Origin of the sequence: Aeromicrobium alkaliterrae (genome assembly GCF_039529015.1) — a bacterium.
GTDB classification, from domain to species: domain Bacteria; phylum Actinomycetota; class Actinomycetes; order Propionibacteriales; family Nocardioidaceae; genus Aeromicrobium; species Aeromicrobium alkaliterrae.
Genome location: NZ_BAAAME010000002.1, coordinates 553,059 through 567,000 on the forward strand (window position 1 = coordinate 553,059; position 13,942 = coordinate 567,000).

Annotated in this window: 16 protein-coding genes and 1 tRNA gene; 8 read left to right on the forward strand and 9 right to left on the reverse strand. The window is 72.5% G+C overall.

Annotation, left to right across the window (positions count from 1 at the left end):
* Positions 1–69 precede the first annotated feature (69 nt).
* From ABD127_RS03805 to ABD127_RS03815, 3 genes are all read left to right on the forward strand, one after another.
* A complete protein-coding gene (locus tag ABD127_RS03805) occupies positions 70–891 on the forward strand; it encodes a pseudouridine synthase (protein WP_344199407.1) in 822 nt (273 codons plus the stop codon).
* Between the two features lie 25 nt (positions 892–916).
* Positions 917–990 (forward strand) — tRNA-Pro (locus tag ABD127_RS03810).
* Between the two features lie 102 nt (positions 991–1,092).
* Complete coding sequence (locus ABD127_RS03815) at positions 1,093–1,620, forward strand: hypothetical protein (RefSeq protein ID WP_344197885.1); 528 nt, start codon at positions 1,093–1,095, stop codon at positions 1,618–1,620.
* An 85-nt stretch (positions 1,621–1,705) separates the two neighbouring features.
* Here ABD127_RS03815 and ABD127_RS03820 read toward each other — a convergent pair whose 3' ends face one another.
* The 4 genes from ABD127_RS03820 to ABD127_RS03835 are packed head-to-tail and all read right to left on the reverse strand — an operon-like array spanning position 1,706 to position 4,283.
* A complete protein-coding gene (locus ABD127_RS03820; RefSeq protein ID WP_344197887.1) occupies positions 1,706–2,305 on the reverse strand; it encodes a class I SAM-dependent methyltransferase in 600 nt (199 codons plus the stop codon).
* Between the two features lie 39 nt (positions 2,306–2,344).
* Positions 2,345–2,983, reverse strand: coding sequence for a class I SAM-dependent methyltransferase (locus ABD127_RS03825; protein WP_344197889.1), 639 nt, complete (start codon positions 2,981–2,983; stop codon positions 2,345–2,347).
* On the reverse strand, positions 2,980–3,624 hold the full coding sequence (locus ABD127_RS03830; RefSeq protein ID WP_344197891.1) for a TIGR04282 family arsenosugar biosynthesis glycosyltransferase: 645 nt from the start codon (positions 3,622–3,624) through the stop codon (positions 2,980–2,982). The genes ABD127_RS03825 and ABD127_RS03830 overlap by 4 nt, the downstream gene beginning before the upstream one ends.
* Positions 3,621–4,283: a glycosyltransferase family 2 protein gene (locus ABD127_RS03835; protein WP_344197893.1), complete on the reverse strand. Its 663-nt coding sequence runs from the start codon at positions 4,281–4,283 to the stop codon at positions 3,621–3,623. The genes ABD127_RS03830 and ABD127_RS03835 overlap by 4 nt, the downstream gene beginning before the upstream one ends.
* A gap of 101 nt (positions 4,284–4,384) precedes the next feature.
* Here ABD127_RS03835 and ABD127_RS03840 point away from each other — a divergent pair, with 101 nt between their 5' ends.
* Positions 4,385–5,791 (forward strand): hypothetical protein, encoded by a 1,407-nt coding sequence (locus ABD127_RS03840; protein WP_344197895.1) that lies wholly within the window; start codon positions 4,385–4,387, stop codon positions 5,789–5,791.
* On the opposite strand, the gene ABD127_RS03845 is transcribed toward ABD127_RS03840, so the two are convergent.
* From ABD127_RS03845 to ABD127_RS03865, 5 genes are all read right to left on the reverse strand, one after another.
* Entirely contained in the window at positions 5,792–6,832 is a 1,041-nt protein-coding gene (locus tag ABD127_RS03845) for an NAD-dependent epimerase/dehydratase family protein (RefSeq protein ID WP_344197898.1), read from the reverse strand.
* Positions 6,829–7,629, reverse strand: coding sequence for an S-methyl-5'-thioadenosine phosphorylase (locus ABD127_RS03850; protein WP_344197900.1), 801 nt, complete (start codon positions 7,627–7,629; stop codon positions 6,829–6,831). Before ABD127_RS03850 ends, ABD127_RS03845 begins: the two co-directional genes overlap by 4 nt.
* A gap of 13 nt (positions 7,630–7,642) precedes the next feature.
* Entirely contained in the window at positions 7,643–8,071 is a 429-nt protein-coding gene (locus ABD127_RS03855) for a hypothetical protein (RefSeq protein ID WP_344197902.1), read from the reverse strand.
* Complete coding sequence (locus ABD127_RS03860) at positions 8,068–9,267, reverse strand: molybdopterin-dependent oxidoreductase (RefSeq protein ID WP_344197904.1); 1,200 nt, start codon at positions 9,265–9,267, stop codon at positions 8,068–8,070. The genes ABD127_RS03855 and ABD127_RS03860 overlap by 4 nt, the downstream gene beginning before the upstream one ends.
* A gap of 133 nt (positions 9,268–9,400) precedes the next feature.
* A complete protein-coding gene (locus ABD127_RS03865; protein ID WP_344197906.1) occupies positions 9,401–10,087 on the reverse strand; it encodes a hypothetical protein in 687 nt (228 codons plus the stop codon).
* 108 nt (positions 10,088–10,195) lie between these two features.
* Between ABD127_RS03865 and ABD127_RS03870 the strand changes: the two genes are divergently transcribed.
* The 4 genes from ABD127_RS03870 to ABD127_RS03885 are packed head-to-tail and all read left to right on the forward strand — an operon-like array spanning position 10,196 to position 13,936.
* A complete protein-coding gene (locus ABD127_RS03870; RefSeq protein WP_344197908.1) occupies positions 10,196–11,260 on the forward strand; it encodes a substrate-binding domain-containing protein in 1,065 nt (354 codons plus the stop codon).
* Positions 11,257–12,072: a molybdate ABC transporter substrate-binding protein gene (gene modA / locus ABD127_RS03875; RefSeq protein ID WP_344197910.1), complete on the forward strand. Its 816-nt coding sequence runs from the start codon at positions 11,257–11,259 to the stop codon at positions 12,070–12,072. The genes ABD127_RS03870 and modA overlap by 4 nt, the downstream gene beginning before the upstream one ends.
* The gene (locus tag ABD127_RS03880) at positions 12,069–12,872 is read left to right on the forward strand and encodes an ABC transporter permease (protein ID WP_344197912.1); all 804 of its coding nucleotides are present in this window, start codon (positions 12,069–12,071) and stop codon (positions 12,870–12,872) included. Before modA ends, ABD127_RS03880 begins: the two co-directional genes overlap by 4 nt.
* Positions 12,869–13,936 (forward strand): sulfate/molybdate ABC transporter ATP-binding protein, encoded by a 1,068-nt coding sequence (locus ABD127_RS03885; RefSeq protein WP_344197914.1) that lies wholly within the window; start codon positions 12,869–12,871, stop codon positions 13,934–13,936. The genes ABD127_RS03880 and ABD127_RS03885 overlap by 4 nt, the downstream gene beginning before the upstream one ends.
* Positions 13,937–13,942: the final 6 nt, after the last annotated feature.

A 13,942-nucleotide genomic window follows, 5' to 3' on the forward strand; every position in this document is an offset into this window, starting at 1 on the left:
CGCCACGGGCTCGGGGCGGCGTGGGTCCGCACGCCGGACCGCTCGCCCGGGGCGCCCGCGTGGGCGACGATGGGGCAGTGGCTGCGCGACAAGCTGCCGGACCGGGTGGACGTCGTCGGCATGCTCGCGGACGAGCGCTTCGTCACGGGCGACGGCTCACCGGTGCGCGAGGCGGACCCGTACCGTCCGCACACGTTCGTCTGGTTCCACCGCGACCTCCGCGAGGAGCCGGACGTGCCCGGCACGTTGCACGTGCTGCACCGCGACGATCGCCTCGTGGTGGTCGACAAGCCACCGTTCCTCTCCACCATCCCGCGGGGTCGGCACGTCGCCCAGAGCGTCGTGGTGCGCCTGCGTGACGAGCTGGGGCTGCCCGAGCTGTCGCCCGCGCACCGGCTGGACCGCATCACGTCGGGCGTCCTGGTGCTGACGACGGAGCGTCGCTGGCGAGGGGCCTACCAGGGACTCTTCCAGGCGCGCGCGGTCGAGAAGACCTACCTGGCGCTCGCGGCCCACGACCCAGCACTGGAGCTGCCGCTGGTCGTGCGCAACCACCTCCGCAAGGAGCGCGGCGCGTGGCAGGTCGAGGTCGTCCCCGACGCACCTGCGAACGCCGAGACGCTCGTCGAGCGCGACCACGTCGTGGGGGAGCGGGCCGTCTACCGCCTCACGCCGAGGACCGGTCAGACCCACCAGCTCCGCGTCCACCTGGCCGGTCTCGGCCTGCCGATCGTGGGCGACCCGTTGTATCCGCAGGTGCTGGACGTGGACGTCGACGACTTCAGCACGCCGCTCCAGCTGCTCGCGCACGAGCTCTCCTTCACCGATCCCGTCGACGGCGCCGAGCGGAGGTTCCGGTCGCGGAGGGTGCTGCCCCTGGTGCCCGAGTGACTGCGATAGAGTGTCCGACGGTTCACGGGCTGTAGCGCAGCTTGGTAGCGCACCTGACTGGGGGTCAGGGGGTCGCAGGTTCAAATCCTGTCAGCCCGACACCGGACAAGGGTCCGCCGACATCGTCGGCGGGCCCTTTGTCGTCGGTCCGGAGATCCGTAGACGGGCCCGTTCGGTACCGCTCCGTGGGATCCTGGGTTCGTGCCCGCCGATGCCGAGTTCTCCAGCGATCGGCGGGTGTTCGTCCGGTATGCGGTGGTGATGGGCGCGATGTTCGTCGTGATGATCGTGGCTCCGATCCTCGCGGTTGGACTGGGCGAGCCGCAGTCCGCATGGCTTCAGCTGCTGCTGGCAGGAGGGGCGCTCCTGGGATTCTGGATCGTCGTGAATGGTGCACTGATGGTCTGGTGGTGGTGGCACGCCGGACGCACCACATACGTCCTTGGTGACGGCGTCCTGACCGTCGAGGTCCGGGGCCGAGTCGTGCTGTCGATCCGCATGGAGGACGTGTACGTGGTGCAGCTCGAGGGTGGACTCTCGTGGCGCGAGCTGATCCACCCGCTTGGACTCGACGACTTCCCTCGTCTGGTGCTCCGTGGCCGCGAGATGACCAAGACTCCGCGGATCGCGCTGTGGCGAGGCGAAGCGCTACGGCTGCACGGAGTCGTGCGATCGGAGTCCGACCGCCATCGCCGCGCGCGTCGTGCCGCCGCCGACAGGCGACCCTAGCGCCGAGCTTCGCACGATGTGTGCGCGTATCGACTGGAATCGTCCCGAGGCAGGTCGATACGCGCACACATCTGGCGGAGGGGGGTCAGGCGGGTCCCCGGAACGTCGAGACAGCCCAGTCGCTGCTGTCGGTGTACGGGTCGAGGTTCCAGGTGCCCCACCGGTGCTCGAGCCGCCAACCCACGGCCGTCCCGTCCCGGTCGAGGTCGGCGACGGTGTAGTCACGATCGGTGTGGAAGCCGAACACGGCCCGGCCGTGGGGCGCGAGCACCGTCGCCATGGCGGTCAGGATCGCGGGCTCCGTGCCGGGCTCGGCGTACGTCATGACGTTGCCGGTGCACACGATCACGTCGAACGGCCCCCCGACCTCGGGCGTCAGGTCGACCAGGTCCAGCACACGGAGGTCTGCCGCGGGGTGCTGGTCGCGCCCGGCCTCGATCAGCAACGGGTCGGCGTCGACGCCGATGACCTGGTGCCCGCGGGCCGTGAGTGCCGCGGTGATCCGTCCGGCACCGCACCCGGCGTCCAGGATGGTGCTCCCGGGTGCTGCCATGGCGTCGATCAGGCGCGCCTCACCGTCGATGTCCCCACCCTTGGCCGTGATGTCGACGAACCGTCGAGCGTAGGCGCGTCGCTGGACCTCGTCACGCTCCACGAACCACCGCGTCGACCGTTGCTCGCCCATGAACCCGATCCTGCCAGGTGGCAGCCCCGGGCCAGGGCGTCAGGCGGCGGTAAGGGTGACGGCGTGGCGGCCGGCGACGGTGCGGACGGCGGTGACCGAGAAGCCGGCCTCGCGCGCCACCTCGTCGATCGCGTCGAGGCCGACGACGGCCCATGCGAACGCGGAGGAGAACCGGCCCTCGACCCAGAGGCGGCGCTCGTCGCGGACGAGCCCGGCGCCGAGGGCCGAGACCTCGACGAGTGCCGTGCCGTCCGGCCGCAGCAGCTCGCGAGCACGGCTCAGGAGCCGCACCGGGTCGCCGCCGATGCCGATGTTGCCGTCGGCCAGCAGGGCGTGCGCCCAATCACCGACGCCCGGGACGTCGTCGAAGACGTCGAGGCGCAGGGCCTGGACGCCGCGGCGACGGGTCTGGCGGACGGCCTCGGCGGAGACGTCGATCCCGAGCGCGGGGATGCCGCGCTCGGCGAGGTCGCTGATCAGGCGGCCGGGACCGCAGCCGAGGTCGATCGTCGGACCGGAGCAGTGATCGATGAAGAGCTGGCGGTCGGCGAGATCGGTACGTCCGGCCCACTGGCGCACGGCCAGGTGCTCGAACGTGCCGTCGGACCCGACGAAGCGGCCCGATCCGGCCGTGAACATGCCGTCGAAGGCGCTGCCGGCGTCCATCGTGCTGCTCATGCGGCTGCTCCTTCGGCCACGACGGCTGCCAGGTGGGTGCCCGGCAGGTCGGCGGCGATCGCGAGGGCGTCAGCCCAGGTGTCCATGTCGGTGAGGGTCCGCAGCAGGTCGACCTGGCCGCCGAGAGCCTCGATCGTGCGGTCAGCGGTGTCGTCGCGGGACATCGGGACGTCCGCAAGCGCCGCGGCATCGGTGCCGCGCTGCACGCCGAGGAGCCACCAGCCGCCGTCGGACGCGGGGCCCAGGACGGTCGTGCCGCGGGCCAGCGCACGCCCGGCCTGCTTGTAGTCGTCGCGCGTCACCTGCGGGCTGTCCATGCCGACCTGCACGACGCCGTGGCCGGCGTCGGCGTCGAGGTGCGCGTGTGCGAGACGCTCGGCGAACGTCTCACCGCGCTGCTCCACGACGCGCACGTCGGACAGGGCGGCTGTGATCTCCGCTCCTCGGGTCGCACGGGACAGGTCGCCGGTCATCGCGACGACGACGGGCCACCCCACCGTGGCCGCCGTCTCGAGGGTGTCGAGCAGCGACGCCGCGGCGATCTCGGCAGCGCGGGCGTGGCCAAGCACGCGGCCGATGCGGGTCTTGGCCAGGCCGGGGACGGGCGCCTTGGCGACGATCAGCAGGGTCGGCGCGGTCATCGCAGCACCCCGGCGAAGTCGTGGATGACGCGAGCGGTGCCACGCACGGAGCCCGACACCTTCGAGCGCGTGCCCGCTGCGCGGCGGCCGTACGGGACGTCGATCTCGTGCACGGTCCAGCCCGCGGCGGCAGCCTTCAGCATCATCTCCAGGGGGTACCCGAAGCGTCGGTCCTCCACGCCCAGGGCGAGCAGATCCTCACGGCGGCACACGCGCATCGGCGCGAGGTCGTGGATCCCGAAGCCGCTGCGGCGACGGATCATCGTCGCCAGCGCGAGGGTGCCGGCGCGGGCGTGCCACGGCCACACACCACGCTCGACGGGGCGCCGGCGGCCGATGGCCATGGTGGCGCGCCCGGAGCGGACGATGTCGAGCATCGGGACCAGGTCGACCAGGCGCATCGACGCGTCACCGTCGATGACGGCGACGTGCTCGGCGGTCGCGGCGAGGACCCCGGCGTGCACGGCGGCGCCGTACCCGGGGAGCGTCTCGGTGACCACCGTGGCGCCGAGCGAGCGGGCCACGTCGGCAGTTCCGTCGGTCGAGCCGTTGTCGACGACGATGACGTTCCAGCCCTCGGGGACGGACGCCAGGACGATGGGGAGGGCCAACGCCTCGTCCCGACAGGGGATCACGACGTCGCAGGTCCTCATGCTCATGGTTCGACGCTACGACCTCGACGTATTGGTCGCGCGCCCAGAATTCTCCTCACGTGCTCGTCGCCCGGCGAGCCACGAGGGGCACCCCTACGCTGGATCGTGTGAGAGACCGCCTGTTGTCCCGTCGGGCCGCCCTGATCTCCGCCGCCGCCGGGCTCGTCCTCGTCCTGCTGGCGATCTACGTCCCGCAGTGGACCGGCGAGAACGTCATGGTCAACTGGCCGCCGCTGCACGCCGACTGGGATCCGCGGATCGGTCTGCTGACGATCCCGGCGGTGCTGATCGGCATCCTGATGGTCGCCGGACTCCCGCGCCTCGTCGCCGCTTCGGGCTGGCGCCGCACGCTGCTGATCGCCTACCTCGCGACCTGGCTGTGGACCATGGCCGTCGCCATGACGGAAGGGCCCGACGGCCTGGCCCGGGTCTTCGACGTCGTCGACCGCCCCGGCGAGTACGTCTACGACGCCCAGCGCGTCGACGCGATCCTGCCGATGCTGCGCACGTTCATCGACCACATCCCGATGGACTCGGTCGACAACTGGAAGACGCACGTCGCCGGGCACCCGCCCGGAGCGCTGCTGTTCTTCGTGCTGGTGGACCGGCTCGGGATCACCGACCCGTTCTGGATCGGTGTCGTCGTCGTGACCGTCGGCAGCTCGGCGATCGTCGCGGTGCTGCACACGCTGAAGATCCTGGGCTCGGAGAAGCTTGCCCGAGCGGCCCTGCCGTGGATCGTGCTCGCGCCGGTCGTGGTCTACATGGGGGTCAACGGCGACGCGATGTTCACGGCCGTGGCGGCGTGGGGGCTGTGCCTGCTCGCGGTGGCCACCAAGGTCCCGCGACATCGCGTCTCCGCGGGGATCGGTGCCGGGCTGCTGCTCGGCTTCTGCGTGTACCTGTCGTACGGGCTGGTGCTGCTGGGCATCCTGGCGCTGGCCGTGCTGTGGATCGGACGCTCGTGGCGGGCGCTCCCATGGGCCCTCGGCGGGGCGCTCGCGGTGGCGGCGACCTTCACGGTCCTCGGTTTCCACTGGTGGGAGGCCTACCCGGTGCTGCGCGAGCGCTACTACGACGGCATCGCGTCGGACCGCGCGTACTGGTACTGGGTGTGGGCCGACGTCGCAGCGTGGACCTTCACGGTGGGGCTCGCGGTCTGGGCGGCCTTCCCCCGAGGTCTGGCGGCACTCCTCGCCTGGCGCAGGGGCGGGAACTCACTCGCCGAGGGGCGAGAATCCACTCCTGAGGGGGCGGGAATTCACTCGCGAGCGGTACCGGACGGGAGGGACCGGGGGGTGCTCGCGGCCCTGGCGGCTGCGGCGCTGCTGACGATCCTCGTGGCGACGCTCTCGGGCATGAGCAAGGCGGAGGTCGAGCGGATCTGGATGCCGTTCACCATCTGGGTCGTGGCGCTGCCGCTGCTGCTGCCGACCCGCTGGCACCGTCCGCTCCTGGCCTCCCAGGTCGTCACTGCGCTGCTCGTGCAGCAGCTGCTCCTGACCCGCTGGTAGTCAGCGGGTGCGCAGGGGATCGGAGGCGAGCCGCGCGAGGCCGTCCTCGGGAGCGACCTCCGCGGTGAAGCCGAGGCCCTCGCGCGCGGCGGCGGGCGAGGCCACGACGTGGCGCACGTCGAAGCGCCGGTAGTCGCCGGTCAGCTCCGGAGGCGACCCACCCGCGGCGCGAGAGAGCGTCTCGGCCATCTGGCCGATCGTGAAGGTGCGCCCGGACGCCACGTTGTACGCCGTCAGTCCCGTCCGGTGCTGGGCGACCTGCTCCAGGGCGAGCACGTTCGCGCGGGCGACGTCGTGCACGTGCACGAAGTCGCGCACCTGCTGCCCGTCCTCGAAGACCCGCGGAGCCTCGCCCCGCGCGATCGCCGACCGGAAGATCGCCGCGACGCCCGAGTAGGGCGTGTCCGCGGGCATGCCCGGGCCGTAGACGTTGTGGTAGCGCAACGCGATCGCCCGCCCGCCCTGCAACGTGCACCACGCGCTGGCGTAGTGCTCCTGGGCGACCTTGGAGGCGGCGTAGCTCGTGCGCGGCAGGAACGGTGTGCTCTCGTCGATCTCGCGCCAGGCGATGTCACCCCCGCACCGCGGGCAGCGCGGCTCGTACCGGCCGGCCTCGAGGTCGGCGTCGGTGCGGTCGGCCGGCGGCACGTCGCCGTCGATCGGGCAGGTGTAGCGACCGTCGCCGTAGACGACCATCGACGACGCCAGCACCACGTCGTGCACGCCGGCGCGGGCCATCGCGGCCAGCAGGCGGGCGGTGGCGGCGTCGTTGTGCTCGGCGTAGGCCGGCAGGTCCTGCGCGTCGACCCCGTTGCCGACCATGGCCGCCTGGTGGCACACGACGTCGACGTCCGTCAGCAGGTCGTCGACGTCGTCGGTGCGCAGGTCGCGGCGGGCGATCGCGGGGTCGGGCGCGACGTCAGGACCGTGGGCGGCCGCCAGGTAGGCGTCGAGTCCGACGACCTCGTGGCCGCGGGCGCGGGCCTGCTCACCGATGTGGGTGCCGATGAAGCCGGCGGCACCGGTCAGGAGGATCCTCACGGTAGCTCGAACGGCAGCGTCATGCCGTCGACGGCGGAGCCGCACTCGCAGGACCGCTCGCCGACGCCGGCGACGACCGAGCGCAGCGCGCCCTTGAGCGTGTCGGTGTGCGACGCGAAGACCGCGAAGACCTCGTCCATGCTGACCGACGACGCGGCGTCGACGCCCGCGTCGTGGTCGGTGACCAGGGCCACCGTGGCGTAGCAGAGCGCCAGCTCGCGGGCCAGGACCGCCTCGGGGTGCCCGGTCATGTTGATGATCGAGCCACCCTGGGCGGCGTACCACTGCGACTCGGCGCGGGTGGAGAACCGCGGGCCCTCGATCACGACCATCACGCCACCGTCGACGGGCGCGTGGTCGGTCAGGCCGTCGACCAGGTGCGTGCGCAGCCGCGGGCAGTACGGGTCGGCGAACGAGACGTGGACGGCGCCCTGGTCGTAGTAGGTCTGGATGCGGGTCGAGGTGCGGTCGACGAGCTGGTCGGGCACGACGAACGTGCCGGGTCCGAGCTCAGGCGTCAGCCCGCCCACGGCGCAGGGGGCCAGCACCTGGCGCACGCCGAGGCTGCGCAGTGCCCAGAGGTTCGCGCGGTACGGGACCCGGTGGGCGGGGAACTGGTGGTGCGGGCCGTGGCGAGGCAGGAACGCGACCCCGCGGCCCTCGACGGTGCCGATCGCGATCGGCGCGGACGGCGGGCCGTACGGGGTGTCGACCTCGACCTCGACCGGGTCCTCCAGGAACGTGTAGAAGCCGGATCCGCCGATCACGGCGACCTCGGCCTGCGGGGGAGTGTTCACGCGTCCGAGCATGTCACTTGGGGTCGGGAGCGGCAGCGCGGGTCGCGCGTGAGCGTCGCAGCAGACCCACGGCCGCGGCGGCGACGAGCAGCAGCGCCGTCATGACGAGCCAACTCTCCACGTAGGGCCGGTTGAGGATCGTGTCGTTGTCGGGCTTGCCCCCCTGCCCGCTGAGCACCGGGACGAACACGATGGTCAGCGTCGCCCACACGAGGAAGGCCAGGCCCATCGGTGCGCGGAAGTACCCGGGCAGCAGGCGGACCGCGACGACGCCGATCGCGACGGTCAGCGGCGCCAGGACGGCGTCGTGCAGCACGATCCCGCCGGCCAGCCAGGTGCCGGCCGACACGAGTCGGTCGGAGGTGAAGTCGCGCATCAGCCACACGCCCCAGAGACCCGCCGCGACTCCTGCGGCGAGCAGCGCCGCGCGCACGGCCCTCATGAGCGGACCTCGATCTGACGGACCCACTTGGTCTGCAGGACGCCGGGCCGGTTGGGCGCGATGATGCGGCACGGGAAGCCGTGGTCGAGGCTCAGGTCCTCGCCGTTGAGCTGCAGCGCGAGCAGGGTGCGGTGGTCCTCGACGAAGCGGGCCGGCAGCACCGAGGTGCCGAAGGCGCCCTTGGTCTGCATCGATCGCACGAGCACTTCCGAGCGCCCGGGGGCACCGGCCATCTCGAGGAGGTCGCGCACGGCGACGCCCGTCCAGCTGGCACTGCGGCTCCAGCCCTCGACGCAGGCGATGGGCAGCTCGTGCGTGCGCTGGGGGAGCGCGGCGAGCTGGTCGCGGTCGAGGGTCGTCGTGACGCCGTCGACGATGATCTCCAGCACGAACGACGGGTCGGACGCCGCCTCGACGGCGCCGGCGGCCTTCGCGGTGCGGTTGATCGGGAGCCCCTGCGGGCCCTCGCCGTCGCGCACGGCGAAGACCGAGATCTTGCGGAGGAACGGGACGGTCTGGCCGGCGGTCAGGAGTGCGGCGAGGCCGGCGGAGGCGAACGCGCCGAGCATCACCGTGCGGCGGGTCAGCGACTCCGGGTCGTCGTGGTCGTCGTGGACGTCGTCTGCGGGGTCGTCGTCGACCGCGTCACTGATGGGCGCGCCGAGCGCCTGGCGGATGACCGGGAGCTTGACGGCGATGTGCACCAGCAGGGAGCCGATCGCGACCCAGGCGACGGCGTAGTGCGTCGCGCGGAAGCTGAAGTCCCAGGGATACCACTGGGCGATGTTGAGCAGGCCGCTGGCGAGCATGAAGATCGAGGACCCGACGAGGGCGCCGATCGACGCTCGCTCGAGGGCCTCCACGAGCAGGGCGCGGGGGCCACGGGGCGGCCGGATGAACAGCCGCGGGAAGACCGACCAGAGCTTGACCAGGATCAGGGGGATCGAGGCGATCCCGGTGATGACGTGGGTGCCCTGCGTGATGCGGTAGAGCTGCGTCGGCTGGGGACCGAGCGGGAGCCAGCCCGGGGGGTCGTACTGCAGGTGGCTCCAGATGCCGGTCAGGAAGCAGATGGCGAACGCGATGCCGAGGGCGGTGCCGACCCGGGCCGTGAGTCCGGTGCCGCGCGCGCGACTCTCGAAGTCCTCCGGCCGGGGGATCAGCTTCTCGACGTCGTCGACGGTGGGAAGCCTCATGCGGTCACCACCTCACGATCGGAGCGGACGGGGCGTGGGCCGGGACCTCGCTGGTCTCGAACCTACCCCCGCGAAAGGGCAGCGCCCCGCACTTCGGTGAGGAAGGCGGGGCGCTGCTGGTCAGCACGGTGGCTCAGGAAGCCGGCGTGGTGTTGACCGTGATCTTCGCGATGCCGACGAGGAGCTGGTCGGTCACGGCGTCGGTACCGAAGGTCTCGTTCAGGAGACCGGCGGCGACCGGCGAGATGAAGACCTTGGTGCCCTCGAGGATGGCGGTGTCGCCCTCGGTCTGCAGCGGCTTCAGCGTGGCGCCACGCAGCTGGAAGAGGAACGCGCTCTGGACGACGGGCTCGCCGTTGACCGTGACGTCACCGTAGACGCGCGAGATGCCCGGGTCCACGTTGAAGTTGGTCAGCTCGACGACGGTGTCGCCGGCGGTCAGGGACAGGCCCGAACCCTCGTGCTGGACCTGGCCGATGACGTACGGCTTGGCCGTGCCGGGCTCGAAGTAGGTCACGTTGCCGCCGGTGATCGGGAAGTTGATCGAGCCGTCGGCGAGGGTCGCGGAACCGACGGTGCCGGGCGTCAGGCCCAGGCTCGTCAGCGCCTCGGCGAAGCCGGCGTCCAGGAGGATGCCGGTGTCGACGCCCGAGAGGGCGTTGATGCGGGCGACCGGCTCGGCGACCGAGCTGGAGTCCGAGTCGGAGCTGGAGCTGCTGTCGTCGGTGGACGAGCAAGCCGCCAGCGGCAGCGAGATGACGGCGGCGAGCGCCAGGCCCGTCATGACCTTGCGAGTCTTGTGCGTGCGGATGGTGCTCATGGTGAATGTCCTTCGATTGACTGGTCGTGCGTACACCTGGCATTCGCCACCCCGCCATGGCCGGATGGGTCCATCTGCAGAAAGTTTTCTGCAGGCTACGATCCGAGCATGAATGACAGGATCCAAGCCGAGCGTCGGGCGCGGGGCTGGTCGCAGGCCGAGCTGGCGCGGCGGGCCGGCGTGAGCCGCCCGCTCGTCGGCGCGATCGAGGCGGGCCGGCAGGACCCCGGCGTCACCGCCGCCATGGGCCTAGCCCGTGCCCTCGGCACCACGGTCGAGGACCTCTTCGCGCCTCCGGCCGCCCGCGCGGTCGACGTGCTGGGGGAGGTCCGTCCTCCGGGCACGGCCGTGGTCGGGGCCCGGGTCGGCGAGATGCTCGTGTCCGTCCCGCGGTCCTACGGGGTCGACGGCTCGGAGTCGTGGTCCGTCGCGGACGGCGTCTGGGACGGCACCCAGGTCTCCTGGATGCCTGGCGGCTCGCCTGCCGACCTCGTGCTCGCGGGGTGCGATCCGATCCTCGGCGTCCTGACCGGACTCGCGGGGCGCACCGGGCACCGGGTGCTCGGCGTGCACGCGTCGACCGGGCGGTCGATCGCGGCCCTCGCGGCGGGACGGGTGCACGGCGTGCTGGTGCACGCCCGGCCGGGCGACCTGCCCGAGCCGCCGGTCGCGGTGGACCGCTGGCACGTGGCGCGCTGGCAGGTGGGTCTCGGTGCGGAGGGAGCGGCAGCGCCGCAGGTCGAGCAGCTCGCCGACCGTCGGCCCGTCGTCGTCCAGCGGGACGCCGGCGCCGGCACGCAGCAGGCGTTCGCCCGGGCCCTGTCCGAGGTGGGCGCGACCGCCGACCTCCCCGGCCCGGTCGGCCACGGGCACGTCGACGTCGCGCGACGCGTCCTGTCCGGTGTCGGCGAGGTCGGTGTGCTGATGGAGCCCGCGGCGCTCGCCCTGGGCCTGACCTTCACCGCGCTCGAGACGCACGAGGTCGAGCTGTGGGTCGACCAGGAGTGGGCCAACCTCCCCGCGACCGCCGCCGTGCTCGACGCGCTCACCAGCGAGGCCCTCGTCCGCCGCGCCCGCCTGCTGGACGGCTACGACCCGTCCGGCTGCGGCACCCCGCTCGAGACCGAGCACCCCGGACCCCGCAGGATCCGCCCGACCGAGAGGCCGTCATGACCCGTCTCCCTCACTCCACCGCCGTCAGGCACCCCCGCCGGGTCCGCCCGTGGCTGGTGGTCGCTGCCGTGTCGGCGCTGCTCGTCGGCGCCGGGTGCGGCTCGAGCAACGCGGACGGCGGTGACGACGGCGCCACCGACGCCCGGGAGGTGACCCTGACGGTCCACGCCGCGGCGTCCCTCACCTCGACGTTCACCGAGATCGCCGAGAAGTTCGAGTCCGAGAACCCCGGCGTCACGGTCACGCTGAACTTCGGCGGTTCCTCGGACCTGGTCGCGCAGATCCAGTCCGGCGTGCCCGCCGACGTGTTCGCGTCCGCCGACCTGAAGAACATGGACAAGCTCGGTGAGCTGGCCGTCGCGCCGGAGGACTTCGCGACCAACACCCTCGAGATCGTGGTGCCGCCGGACAACCCGGCCGACATCAGCTCGTTGGCCGACCTGGCGGGATCCGACGTGCGCCTGGTGATCTGCGCCGTGGAGGTGCCGTGCGGCAACGCGACGGCACAGGTCGCCGAGGCGGCAGGTGTCACGCTGTCTCCCGTGAGCCAGGAGCAGTCCGTGACCGACGTGCTGGGCAAGGTCGCGTCCGGCGAGGCCGACGCGGGCCTGGTCTACGTGACCGACGTCAAGGCGGCCGGCGACGACGTCGAGGGCATCACGTTCCCCGAGTCCGGTTCGGTCGTGAACACGTACCCCATCACCGTGGTGGAGGGGTCGGAGCACGAGAAGGTGGCACAGCAGTTCGTGGAGCTCGTCCTCGCCAAGCTCGGACAGCAGATCCTGGCGGACGCCGGGTTCGGGAAGCCGTGACCTCCGCCGCGGGCGGCAGCGGACGCCACGTCGGACTCCCGCGCTGGCTCTTCGTGCCGGCGCTGGTCGGCGTGCTGTTCGTGCTGCTGCCGCTCGCGGCGATGGTGAGCCGGGTCGACTGGAGCGGCTTCGGTTCGCTGGTGTCGTCCCCGTCGGCTCGCGATGCGCTCTGGCTGAGCCTGCGGACCAGCACGATCAGCACGGTGCTCTGCGTGCTGCTCGGCGTGCCGATGGCCTTCGTCCTGGCGCGGGCGCGGTTCCCCGGGCAGTCGGTCGTGCGCGCGTTCGTCCTGCTGCCGCTCGTGATCCCGCCGGTCGTGAGCGGCATCGCCCTGCTGTACACCTTCGGTCGTCGCGGACTGCTCGGGTCGACGCTCGAGGTCCTCGGCATCGAGATCGCGTTCTCGACCGCGGCGGTCGTGATGGCGCAGACCTTCGTGGCGCTGCCGTTCCTCGTCATCTCGCTCGAGGGTGCCCTGCGGACGTCGGGGCAGCGGTTCGAGGTCGTCGCGTCGACGCTGGGCGCACGGCCGTCGACGGTGTTCCGCCGGGTCAGCCTGCCCCTGGTCCTGCCGGGACTGCTGAGCGGCACGGTGCTGGCGTTCGCCCGTTCTCTCGGCGAGTTCGGCGCGACCATCACGTTCGCCGGCTCGCTGCAGGGCACGACGACGACCCTGCCGACGCAGATCTACCTCGAGCGCGTGACGGACCCGGATGCGGCGATCGCGCTGTCCCTGGTCCTCGTCGTGGTCGCCGTCGTCGTGATCGGCGTCGCCCGGCCGGGCCGAGGTGCCGTGTGACGCCGCGCGCGGTCGCCGACGGTCTCGTGTGCGACATCAGGGTCGACTCCCGCGACGTCGAGGTGCGCCTCGAGGTCGCCGCGGGGGAGACCGTCGCGCTGCTGGGTCCCAACGGAGCCGGCAAGTCGACCGTGCTGGGCGCCGTGGCCGGTCTGGTCACGCCGACCGCCGGAGGCGTCACGGTCGCCGGGCGCGCCCTCGCTGGGACGCCCCCGCACCGACGCCGGGTCGCGCTGCTCGCCCAGGAGCCCCTGCTCTTCCCGCACCTGTCGGCGCTCGACAACGTCGCGTTCGGTCCGCGCTCCGGCGGTGCGAGCCGTCGTGACGCCCGCGCCGTCGCTCGCACGTGGCTGGACCAGGTCGGTGTCGCCGAGCTGGCCGACCGACGGCCGAGCCAGCTCAGTGGTGGTCAGGCCCAGCGGGTGGCCGTCGCCAGGGCCGTGGCGGCCGAGCCCGAGGTGCTGCTGCTCGACGAGCCCATGGCGGCGCTCGACGTGGACGTGGCTCCTGCGATCCGGCAGGTGCTCCGCACGGTGCTCGCCGACCGGACGGTCGTGATCGTGACGCACGACGTGCTGGACGCACTGCTCCTGGCCGACCGTGTCGTCGTGCTGGACGGCGGTCGCATCGTCGAGCAGGGCCCGACCCGCGAGGTGCTGTCCAGCCCGCGCAGCGCGTTCGCCGCTCGCATCGCCGGGCTCAACCTCGTGCCGGGGGTCTGGGACGGCGGGGCCGTCACGCACCCGGACGCCGTGGTCACGGGCCTCGCGGCGGACCCCGCGCCCGTCGCGGGCGAGGACGCGGTCGCGGTGTTCTCGCCGTCCGCGGTCGCGGTCCATCGCGACGCCGGCTCCGGCAGCCCCCGCACCTCGCTCGTGGCCCTGGTCACGGACGTGGAGCCGATGGGCGACCGCGTGCGGGTCCGGACGCGGGTCGGAGAGATCCCGATCGCCGCCGACGTCACGCCGTCCGCGGTCGCCGACCTCGACCTCGCACCTGGGGCCCGGGTGCACCTGGCGGTCAAGGCGGTCGAGGTCGCCGTCCACGCCGCCCGCCGGTCCTGAGCCAGG

Excerpts from the sequence above, each read along its gene's own strand:
- ABD127_RS03825 (WP_344197889.1), bottom strand. The coding sequence starts at position 2,983 with ATGAGCAGCACGATGGACGCCGGCAGCGCCTTCGACGGCATGTTCACG.
- ABD127_RS03830 (WP_344197891.1), bottom strand. The coding sequence starts at position 3,624 with ATGACCGCGCCGACCCTGCTGATCGTCGCCAAGGCGCCCGTCCCCGGC.
- ABD127_RS03820 (WP_344197887.1), bottom strand. The coding sequence starts at position 2,305 with ATGGGCGAGCAACGGTCGACGCGGTGGTTCGTGGAGCGTGACGAGGTC.
- ABD127_RS03855 (WP_344197902.1), bottom strand. The coding sequence starts at position 8,071 with ATGAGGGCCGTGCGCGCGGCGCTGCTCGCCGCAGGAGTCGCGGCGGGT.
- ABD127_RS03805 (WP_344199407.1), top strand. The coding sequence starts at position 70 with ATGGGGCAGTGGCTGCGCGACAAGCTGCCGGACCGGGTGGACGTCGTC.
- ABD127_RS03865 (WP_344197906.1), bottom strand. The coding sequence starts at position 10,087 with ATGAGCACCATCCGCACGCACAAGACTCGCAAGGTCATGACGGGCCTG.
- modA (WP_344197910.1), top strand. The coding sequence starts at position 11,257 with ATGACCCGTCTCCCTCACTCCACCGCCGTCAGGCACCCCCGCCGGGTC.
- ABD127_RS03835 (WP_344197893.1), bottom strand. The coding sequence starts at position 4,283 with ATGAGCATGAGGACCTGCGACGTCGTGATCCCCTGTCGGGACGAGGCG.
- ABD127_RS03870 (WP_344197908.1), top strand. The coding sequence starts at position 10,196 with ATGAATGACAGGATCCAAGCCGAGCGTCGGGCGCGGGGCTGGTCGCAG.
- ABD127_RS03860 (WP_344197904.1), bottom strand. The coding sequence starts at position 9,267 with ATGAGGCTTCCCACCGTCGACGACGTCGAGAAGCTGATCCCCCGGCCG.